At 37.6% G+C, this 11,905-nt stretch carries 3 protein-coding genes; 1 reads left to right on the top strand and 2 read right to left on the bottom strand.

The genetic code is table 11. The features are described 5' to 3' along the window. Positions 1–157 precede the first annotated feature (157 nt). Entirely contained in the window at positions 158–1,348 is a 1,191-nt protein-coding gene (locus tag ABRY23_12050) for an ATP-binding protein (protein ID MFA3783785.1), read from the top strand. 592 nt (positions 1,349–1,940) lie between these two features. Here the strand turns inward: ABRY23_12050 and ABRY23_12045 are convergent. Together ABRY23_12045 and ABRY23_12040 are read right to left on the bottom strand one after the other, a co-directional pair. Next, positions 1,941–3,680: a cohesin domain-containing protein gene (locus ABRY23_12045; protein MFA3783784.1), complete on the bottom strand. Its 1,740-nt coding sequence runs from the start codon at positions 3,678–3,680 to the stop codon at positions 1,941–1,943. A gap of 88 nt (positions 3,681–3,768) precedes the next feature. Further along, positions 3,769–10,986 (bottom strand): FlgD immunoglobulin-like domain containing protein, encoded by a 7,218-nt coding sequence (locus ABRY23_12040; GenBank protein ID MFA3783783.1) that lies wholly within the window; start codon positions 10,984–10,986, stop codon positions 3,769–3,771. Positions 10,987–11,905 lie beyond the last annotated feature (919 nt).

The following is an 11,905-nucleotide window of genomic DNA, read 5'->3' as shown; positions in this document are numbered from 1 at the left end:
TCAGATTCATCAGTGTAGGGGCAAGGTCTCCTTGCCCTAACATCTGTTTTTATCATTCGTAGCCAAACCAACAACAATCACTAAATTTTTACATTAATTTGCACTTTTTTACAAAAAAGTATTATTTTGTAAATAAATTTTTACATAATGTGCGCTTATGAAAAAGAGATTTTTATTTTATGATCTGAAAAAATATTTGGAACATAAAAATGCCTTAGTAATTACAGGCATGCGTCAGGTCGGCAAAACTACGTTAATGAAGCAGCTATTTGACGAAGTCTCTGCACCTAAATTATGGTTTGATCTTGACAATCCGCTTGATATGCTAAATTTTGAAAATATAAACTATGATGCCATTTATCAAAGTCTTTATAAGCAAAGCGGCGCAAAGAATGAACGCCTTTATTTGTTTATCGATGAAATTCAAAATCTGCCTGAAATAACTAAAGTCATTAAATATCTGATTGACAAATATGGGGTTAAATTTATCGTTAGCGGCTCTTCAAATTTTTATTTGAAAAATCTATTCCCTGAATCATTAAGCGGTAGAAAATTCCTTTTTATTCTGCGACCAATGAGTTTTAAGGAATATTTATTTTTTAATGATAAAATGCCTGAAAACGAGATTAGTAATGAAGAACTTGATATTAAATCTGTACTTAAAAAGTATTCCCTGCTTGAGTTTAAGAAATATCAAATGGATTATTTGGATTATATGGAATACGGAGGTTTTCCTGAAGTTGTAGTTACTAAAGATGTTAAGACAAAAAAGGAAATTCTTCGAAATATTTTTGCTTCTTTTTTTGAAAAAGATATCAGGATATTATCGGATTTCAAAGACATAAGAGAATTAAGAGATTTGATATTGTTGTTAGTGCCGAGGACAGGCAATATACTGGATATTACAAAGCTATCGTCACAAACAGGCATTAATAGAGTCAAGTTATACGGATACCTTGAATTTTTACAAGGAGTATTTTTTATAAAATTAATACCAAAGTTCAGCGCCAGTATTGACAGGGCTGTTGCAGGCGGTAAAAAAGTATATTTTGCAGATACTGGTTTGCTCAATGTTATTGGCAGGGTGAATGAAGGACAGTTATTTGAAAATGCAGTTGCAAATCAACTGGAACCATACGGTGAATTATCATTTTACAATAAAAGAAATACCGCTGAAATTGATTTTATAGTTAATAAAGAAATAGCATTTGAAGTTAAATTGAAATCCAGTGAAAAGGACCTGAGCAGATTACAATCTTTATGTGATAAATTAAAAATAAAAAATGGATATATGATTAGCTTGAATTATGCTGATACAGAAAATACAATTTTTCCAATGTTTATTTAATACAATGTAGGGGCGAGGTCCTCTCGCCCAAGCGTCAGATTCATCAATGTAGGGGCAAGGTCTCCTTGCCCTCACATCTGTAATTAACACAATAAATCATCCATTGTTTAACGTACAATTAACCACATAATCAGTCGGTGCGAATGCACCACTTCGTGGGGAGACCCCGACCCTACAGCCGTTGATTCATTTGTTATCTGTAACTCTGTTAACCACGTGAGTGGTTGAGGGGACCTCAACCCTACAACCGTTGATTCATCTGTTTACATTTCCACACGGGGGGTCGGGGAGACCCCGACCCTACATCGGTTGAATCATTTGTTTCATTAATGTAGGGGCAAGGTCTCCTTGCCCTAACATCTGTTTTCATTGGCTGTATGAACCGGCTCATCCAGCCCAAATATCAGATTCACCAGTGATGGTCGGGGAAACCCCGACCCTACAACGTTCGATTCATCCATTATCCTCACTCTGCTAACCATGTGTGGGGTCGGGGAGACCTCGACCCTACAAAAATACAAAAAAAATACCCCTCTAAGAGGGGTATTTAAAACCTCCCTCTCCCTAAGGGAGAGGGTTGGGGAGTGGGCTTTTACTTGATTAATAACATCTTCTTAATCGATACAAAATTACCTGCTTCAATCTTATACAAGTACATTCCAGTATTCAAATTAGTAGCATTAAAATTAACCGTATGATATCCAGCACCCATTGTACGGTCAATTAGAACTGCGACTTCCTGACCGAGCACATTAAATACAGTTAATTTAACGTGCGACTCTTTCGGGAGTGCAAATTGAATTGTAGTTGTTGGGTTAAATGGGTTAGGATAATTTTGCATCAATTCATACTTTGTTGGCAGCTCAGCCTGGCCATCAACGCCTGTAACTGTATCGGATACCTTCAAAGTTCTTGTTGAAGTAACAGTAGCAGTACCATCAGTCACTTGAACAACAACAATGAAGGACTGTCCAGCATCTACTGGTGCTGGTGCCCATTTGTATAAACCATTAGTGGTTATAGAACCTGGTCCAGAAACCAAACTAAAAGTTAATGGGTCACCATCTGGGTCATTTGCTTGATACTGGAATGTGTAATATACAGGTACGTTGTGTACAGGCACAACTGTATTGTTCGCGGGTTCAGCAGTGAACGAAGGAGCTCTGTTAACATTTGTAACGGTAATTGAAACCGACTTAGTCGCGAACAATCCGCCTTGGTCTGTTACCTTAAATGTAATTACATAAGGCTGGGTTCGGCCTTGGTCGTAATTTGGTGTCCAAGAGAACAACCCTGAAGTACTTAAAGTTGCACCTGCAGGCATTCCAGATGCAGAATAAGTTAATACATCACCTGGAGTATCGTTACCAATTAGCTGAATTTGAATGCTTGTATTTTCAGCTATTGTATATGCAGTATCAGCTGGACTTAAAGTTAAAGTTGGAGCAACATTCTGTGCTGCTACAGCAACTTGTCCATCTATAGTACCAGCTGTAGGAGTTCCGTTATTGAACATAAATGAAGTAAATTTAAAATCACTTACACCTGCAGCTACAGCTGTACCTGTGAGATAAAGTAAATTACCACTGCCTGAAACAGCTGTAGTGCTTGCAAAAGCAACAGATACTGTTCCGTTTGTATTATCTGGATTTACTTCAACAGAGCCACCATTAACATCACTTATCGTACTAGAAACGTCGTAGCCACTTATAGTAAATACGTTTTTATCAAACGTAGCAGAAAATTGATATGCATGAACACTATCTGCAGGTTCAATTGTTGTTACAGTAATAGGAATCATAATAGCATCACCTGCAGTAGCCGAGACAGCTGGTGCTTGAGCAACCATAATTTTAGCTGTAATAGCTTGACCGTCTGTAGGTGAGACTGACGGGTTCCCCGCATTAAACAAGAAAGAATTATTCAATTGTAATGCGGATGTTCCGAGATTCCTAAATAAAAAGACTAAATTAAGTAAAGTTCCTTCTCCCGATAACGCTACACTATCTGGAGATGCCCATGCTACAGTAATAGTTCCGTTTGCTGTATCTGCGTTAACGACTGGTGTTTTGCCATCCATAATTGTCCCACTAACGTCGACGCCGGTTATATACACAATATTCTTGTCATATGTAACCGTAAACTGTAGCGCGTGTACATTTTGTCCCGTTAAGTTACCAACATTAATGGCACCTAACTTCTCAGAGCCAGCTAAACCAGATACATTAGGTAAAGATACACTAACCTGTGCAAACGTACTCATCGTTCCTAGCATAAGCATTGCAGCGAATATCGTCAGAAACTTTACAACGCTTATTTTGAAACTTCTCATTATCACCTCTAATTATTGAATTGACATTTTAATAACAATAACTCAAAATTAGGAGGCGGCAAATAAACCGCCCCCATTTTTAAGTTAACTACTTCAATAAATTCATCTTCATCGTAGAGACATACTTACCTGCTTCAATTCTATAAATATAGATACCTGAAGCTACTCTACTGCCAAAGTCATTTGTTCCATCCCAAGTAACCTTATAGAAACCGGCATCCTGTTCAGTATTAACTAAGGTCTTAATTTGTTGACCGAGCATATTGTAAATTGTCAACTTAACCTGAGCCTTTTCAGGAATTGCATATTTAATGGTAGTTGTTGGGTTAAATGGGTTCGGATAATTTTGACTCATAGAGAATGAAGTAGGTACTTCTCTTACATTGGCCATTAAGTTAGCTTGTATTTCGTTGTTTAATTGAGCGCTACCAGTAAGGTTAACTACTGATTCCTGAGTCTTTAACTTTAAGCCGATAACCAAAACATCACCATCTGTCAACGGTGTAGTACCTGCCATAGCTACTTTCAATTGACCGTTATCGACATTGTAGAACATCGTCCAGTTATCAGGAGTATGTTTACTTACACTTACAATATCAATTGCGTTAGCATCTATATTAACTACTGAAGTTACTGCATATACACCGCTTGTATTTGTCAACTTCAATGGCAGATTAATTATACCATTTTCACCACTGGATAAGCTGTTAAATTCAACAGTACCAGTTACTGCACTTGCTTTTGGACTTGATGATGGCCAATATCCATAAGCAGAATAAAAGAGAATATAATATGCATCATAAGCTGTTATGCCAGGCGTACCATCAACGTCAGCAGCATATTGCTGTTCTGGAGTTAATGTTATTTTACCTACTACTGCCTGCAATACTAAGGAAGCATCACCTGCATCAATTGCGTTATCTCCACTTAAATCACCTTTTGCTAATGGATATAATACTTTAACTTGAGTTGTAGTATTAGCTGTTGCTCCTTCATTATCAGTAGCTGTTATTGTAAATGTATATGTATTGCCAGCTTCTGCAAAGGTAGGTGTAAATGTAAATACGCCAAGACTAGTTATTGAATATGTATTTGGACTTCCAATTGACGGGCTTACTGAAACCGAATAATTTGCAATCACGCCATCTAGGTCTTTAGCTTGATAAGTAAGTGATAATGTATTACCGCTCTTTACTGAATCTGAAGCATGAGTTTGTGTACCTGTGCCAGTCCATACAGGTGCTTGATTGACATTGTTTACAGTTACTGTGAATACTTTGTCAGTGTGCAATCCGTTAGTGCTTGTAGCTCTAACAGTTATTGTGTATGGACTGTTAGCAGCAGCATCAAAATCTGGAGCTAAAGCTAAATGGCCAGAATCTGAAGTAACTGCTGTAAAGGTCGCCCATGCAGGAGCACCAGAGAGCAACGAGAGTGTAATTGTACCTTGTCCTGTTGCTTTAAGTGCAATTGTTGAATCTTGACCTTCATTTAAAGTAACTGTATTAAATGCCGGAGCTGTAAATGTCGGGTATGCATTTACAGTTACATTAAACGATGTACTTACTGTGTCACCATTAACATCGGTTGCCAACAATTTTACTACTGATGTACCAGCACTAACTGCAGTAACAGTTAATACACCGCCAGCTTCCGAAGCTGTTGCAACTGCTGTGTTTGAACTGGTAACAGTATATGTTAAAGCACCAATATTGCCACTAAATACGGCTGGTGAGGCTTGTATTGTTTTTGTAAATGGATTTCCGCCAATTGTAAGTGTTTGATCTGCTATTGGATTAGCTACCGCAAAATTAGACTGATAACCTACTGTAAATAATTCCTGAGGCTCTAAAGTCCAACCTTGTACACCACTGTGTATTACAGTAGCAACACCATTAATATCATAAAATGCACCATCAAAAGTACCTGGTAATTGCCATGTATTACCATCATTGGTTAGCCTGTAAACTGCACGTATCTTTGTGATATCGCCGAATGCAAAGCCACCCATTCCAACTGTTACTTTTGGATTTAAGGTTGGTGTCTGTAAGTTTGTATTTGTTACGTCATACATTCCAACTGTCCAATAAGCAGGAGCTAATTTATTAATTGTAATGCTGCCTGTTGTAAATGGAATGCCTACAGTGCCATTTGGTGCTGCATTAGTATGGCTTACACGTACAATACTTCCCGTACTACCTCCACCACCGCCGAAAGTTAAAGTAAGAGGTCTGTATTTACCATCAGCCGTACCCATTGGGAACAAAGTATTTGTTGTGGCTGATGCATTAACATCAACCCATCTATACATATTTCCAACTATGTAGCCACTTGTACGATTTACTGTACCAGCAGCTGTAGTACCAACTTGCAAATAATTTGAACCCGTTGTAACAGCACCGCTGGTTAACGTTAAAGTTCCACTGCTAGCAATTGTGATATTGGAAGCTAAGGTTACGCCAGCACTGTTATTAATTGTTAAAGTGTTGATTGCTTTTGTAGAAGATAATGTTTGTGCAGCAGTACCATTTAATACAAAAGTACCTGTATTTGTTAAAGTACCACCAGCAGCAAGACCTATTGTTACATTTCCCTTGAAGTTTATAGTTTTACCGCCATCATTAAATGTTCCAGTACCTGCATTACTAAAGTCGCCAGTAATAGTAAGTGTGCCAACGTTATTGCCAACTGTGAAGTTACCAGCAGTTTGAGAAAGTGAAGCTAATGTAATATTTGTAGCAGCATTTGTCGGGTTAATAGTTAAATTATTACTCGATACTATATTAGGCCAGCTTGTTGCTGTACCAGTAAAGATAGCACCAGCACCTGTGTTCTTTAAAGTTCCTGTACCAGTAATATTGCCATTATTTGTTAAAGTAGCAGCAGCAGATTCAGTAAAAGTAAATCCATTAAGATTTATTGAACCAAAGTTTACATTTACGGTACCTGCAACTGTTACATCTGCACCAAGTATAACTTGCTTATTAGGAGCATTTACAACAAGTGTTGTAATACTACCATCATTTGTAAATTCAGGACCTGTAGTAATATCATTTTCAGTATTAAAGTACTGTAAAGTCTCTCCCGTTCCATAAGTTGGGGTGCCGTTTAAGAACCCTTCTGCTCTTGTAATTGTACTGTTATTTTGAACAATTAATGAATTAGAGCCAATTACAAGAGTACCTCTTGAAAGATTCAACTCACCACCGGAAAGCACTGTTACATTTTTATCTAATGTATATGAAGGATTACCTGAGCTTGCGTTAGCAATTAACTTGTTTAAGGTACTTGGCAATTCATAGCCGGTTGTTATATTGGATGTACTAATATATTCAACTTCGCCAGGACCTGCAGCAGCAAAACTTGCTAATGTACCAACATTTCTTATAATTCTATCAGTACCGGCAGGCATTGTTAATAAACCATTATGTGTGAATGTGCCGCTTGTTAGCAAAAGATTATTGACAGTTAATGAAACAGCTGCCCCCGACATTGTTAAGCCAGCGCTGTTGTTTAATTCAAATCTTGAAATAGTTGTATTATTACCTAAAGTTAAAGCTTGCGCTGCGCTACCATTTACTATGAATCTTCCGGATGCGCCAGCTCCAAATGTATAGGTCGTTGGGCCAGAGGTTGATAAACTAGCGCCCTTAACAACTATGCTTGATGTACTTGCGGCTGGAAACGAAATAGTTCCACCTGTAGAGGTATAATTGCCATTTATTGTTATATTTTTGGTTGCACTTAATGTAACAGTTCCTGCAGCTTGTGAATAATTACCACCTACAGTTAAGGAACCAGAAAGTGTTGTAGCACCAGCTGTGTTAGTAAAGTTACCAGTAACTGTTAAATCAGGTGCTATTGTGCATGTACCTACATTAATTGTAAAGTTCCCACCAATTGTACTCGGTGCAGTTGAAGAATACGTAATTGTACCCTGTCCACCTGTAGATGTTAAGTTACCCGTCAATGTGGCTGGTCCAGAATATACTATAGTGCCAGCAGCTCCTGCAAAATCAAATTCTAAGTTAGAAATTGATCCGCCAGAGCCTTTTACATTGTAAGGCGTAGCATCATTAACATCAATAATTAATTTTCCAGTACCGCTGAATGTACCGTTAATAACTGCCTTATCGCCTGTTGGATCTCCATTAGACTGAACAGTTAAATTCAAACCGTTGTTTGCTAATTCTGCACCCGAATTAATAGTTAACTTACCTGTTGTAACTAATTGTGTTGTTAATCCACTTTCTAATGTTACTTTTCCAGTACCAGATAATGTAATATCATCAATTCCAGCTGCATCACTGAATTCTACACCAGTTGTTATATCTGACGAATTTGTATAAACGAGATTTCTAGCACCAAAACTAGGATTAGTACCTGGGGTAATTAAACCAGCTGATCTTGTAATAGTACCATTAGCTGCTAAAGCTAAGTTTGTACCATCGATTCCATTATTAGTAAGAATTAAATTTGCAACCGTTAAAGTTCCGCCTGTTATAGCAACAGCTTCTTGTGCTTCATTAGTAGCAGATTGCCCCCAGTTATTAGTTGAAGGGTCACTGTCAGTTTGAGTATTGTTTATTTCTAAAGTACTGCTCGCACCAAGATTAAGCCCACCAGCATCAACAGTAATTACTTGCTGATTAGCAGCTGTTTTTAAATCACCAGTACTGCCATTCATTACTAATTTGCCGTTAGTATTTACTGTGAAGGCACTAGCAGTAAATAAGTTATTATATGTAATATCACCAGATATTCTTAACTCATGGGATTTTCCAGAAGTTGTACCACCAACTGTAATTACTGTCGGAGCAGCAGCCCCTGTGTTTGCAACACTAATGTTTTTTAACTGAGATATTAAAGATGAACCCTCATGGAAATTAACTGTTTGTGTTGCACTATTATCCAAAAGCAAGTTACTAGCGCTAACATTGCCATAGAAATCTATTGTAACATTGGCTGGAGTTGTAGCTAAATCGATATTATTTGCAGTGCCATTATTAAGAGTTACTGCACCATCAAATCTCCATTCTTGATCGGCTGTCATTTGGATACCAGGGTTACCACTTATGGTAACAGGTCCTCCGAACCTTAAATCTGTAGTGGCACCAGCACTTGCTACAGCAGTAAGAAGGTTTCCACCTACAGTGTGAGAACCACTACCTTGGAAATATATATCACCAGTATTAACCTGAATATCACCAGCAATATTTGCAACTCCAGTAACAGTTAAATCACCTGCGCCGCCTACTAAGTTACCACTGCTTGTTGTTGTTAAGTTACCACCAACAGTTACAGCATTAGCACCGATAGTTAAATGTCCAACAGAGGATAAATTGCCGCCTATAGCTGCAGTAGCTGCTGCATTAGTAAAATTAACTGTGCTGCCACCTGTTAACGAACCACCTACTGTTAACACACTAGCACCAGTAAACGAAAATGCACCTGTAGGATTCAAGTTACCGTCTACTGTTAAATTGCCAGAGCTAACAGTAAAAGTACCATCGGATGAAGCATCACCTGTTACATGCACTGTACCAGTATTGCCTGTAAAATTGCCGTGAACCACCAGATTACCATTTACAGTGTAATTACCTGTACCAGTTGTAAAATTACCACCGCTTGTAGTTGTTGTTCCGGCTGTAAAATCACCATTTCCACCACCAGTATACGATGATACCGTAAGCGTACCGGTCATATTAACTATGGACGTAGCATTTTGAGCAAAAGCACCAGAAACGGTAATGTTACTGGAACCTTTTAATTGCCCACCATTAAGTGTGGTGTTATTAGTAATACTTAAGTTGCTTGTATTAAATGTTAATATACCGTTTGTTACTGTTACAGTACCATTAATGAGCTGTAACGAGCTTGTGGTCATATTACCAGAAGTTAAAGTAAAATTATTTCCAATTGTTGTCAGCTGTGTAAATGTGACAGTCTTACCACTTCCCATGTTTACTGTAAATGGCACATTTATCTGTCCAGCACCGCTTACTGTAATATCGTTAACAGCAGCACCACCACCAATTGTAAATGTACCAGTACCGTTAATGTTGCCACCAATAGCAGCAGTACCGCCATGGTTATCTGAAAGTGTTAAATTATTCGCACCAATATTAAATATACCACCTGTAAAATTTAATTGTTTATCGACTGTTAAATTACCACTTGCTAGTGTTACTGTAGAACCGCTTGGCTTTGTAATAGAAAGATTTTTAATTGTTAAGCCACCACCAGGTACTGTAAAAGTAACTGTCCCTATTGTACCAAGTGAACCTGAGAACTCAAGAGTACCAGGCGTAGTAGCGCCAGCGCCGCTATAAGCAACTGCACCATTAATAGTAACATTACCTGGAGTAGAGATATTAAAGTTCTGGAAATCCAAAGTAGCTCCAGCACCTACATCAATTAAGCTGGCAACAGATTGACTTACGTTGTTGAAGGTTAAATTAGAACCAATTTTCCAAGTAAAGGCACCTGTAAGTGTTAAGTTCTGGAACGTACCACTTCCAGAAATAGTACCGCCTGCTGTAGTCATATTTACCTTTTCAGCACCACTACCATAATAAGAACCATTATTTGTAAAACTACCGCCTTGTACTGTAATATTATTTCCGTTTAAGTTAACTGAAGCACCAGAGGCAATAGTTAAATTACCTACTACAGTCACTGCAGCACCTAATGTAACAGTTGCAGAGCCATTAAAATTAACATCACCTGGGTTGCTAGTATATAGATTTGCTGGGGTATAAGTAATTGCACCAGTATTAGAGAATGTTAGAGTAAAAGCCCCGCTTGTGGTAGTTATAGGATTTTGCAATCCCAGAGAGCCTGTTACTCTAACTTCAAGCGTACCACCTGACGCCAAAATAACATTAGCAGGAGTCAGGCTGTATTTACCCGATTGAACCAATAATGTGCCAGTAATGGTTAAGTTATTAGCAGCATTTCCAACAGTAGTAGCTGTAGAAGAATTTGTATTTAATGTAAGATTTTGAACTGTAACAGCACCAGAAGGTGAAAGTTGTACTCTTTTTGTCAATGTTACAGTTTCATTGTAAGTAGCTGCGGCTATACTTATAATATCGCCATCAACAACGTTAACATCATTCAGCATAGCTTGTATTGTTTTTTTCGGTCCAACGTTACCGGACTGGAACGTAGATGCCGTACCTGTCCAGTTGTCATTACCGGCTACGCCGTCCACGTAGTACGTGGTTTGTGCAAGTGAAGTGCCTGCAAATAAAAGAAATAGCAGAACACCAAAGATGCTTGCAAAAATGTTTTTAAAATTCATGTTTAACTCCAAATTGGTTAAAAAAGATTGTGTTTCTTTTCATTATAAGAAAAGTAAAAAAAGTAAAAATAGGGTTGCTGTTCTCCATCCCTAAGGTGGTTTCAAATTGGGCATAAAGTTCCTCCTTGTTTTGTTTGTTAATGTTGTTAATTAAGTTTTTCATTGTTCTGTACGTTGCGTTAAATTTTTTCTTTGTGATTCTAAGCGCCAATACAGATAAATATGTTTAGCGAAATTATTTTTTTATAGATTCCCGCTTGCGCGGGAATGACAGTTGAAACATTTGCCGGCTGTCTGTCATACCAGCGAAAGCGGGTATCCACTTTTTCATTCTTTCCTTCTGGATTCCCGCTTGCGCGGGAATGACAGTTGAAACACTTGCCGGCTGTCCTGTCATACCAGCGAAAATAAGCGCCGTGTATCTCACAAAATTTCAAAAAACATGTATAGCAAATTAATTGCTACTATTCCCTTTTATCTATTTCCTTTTTCCTTTTTACTTTTTCCTTTTTCCTTGAAAAGCTTTTCTCCGTGTCGCAGCAGTAACAATTTTTTCAATTCCCTACTTCTCCAATAATACTTAAGTAAAATAAAGTTTTAACATTAACTTGTCAACAAAAAAACTGCTTTTAATACTCAATTTAATTTTTACTTAACATATATCACATTAACTCATTAAATACATAGAACTTACCACCGCGAAAAACTTTCGCAGTAAAACAAAAAATTCGCACCTTAAAGCAGTGTAACAATTCATAAGAAATTAGTATTTGTTTAAGTGCAAAGGCGTTAAAAAAGTATTTTTCATTTAATTAAAAAATGAACTTATATGTAAAGCAATTATTGTGCCTAGACAGGGACTGATCTCTGTGATTTCTCGGTGTTTCTCTGTGTAATAAGATGTAGGGTCGGGGAAACC

This window comes from Melioribacteraceae bacterium 4301-Me, from assembly GCA_041538185.1.
Taxonomy (GTDB): Bacteria; Bacteroidota; Ignavibacteria; order Ignavibacteriales; family Melioribacteraceae; genus Pyranulibacter; species Pyranulibacter aquaticus.
This window is presented reverse-complemented; position numbering and strand designations above follow the sequence as displayed.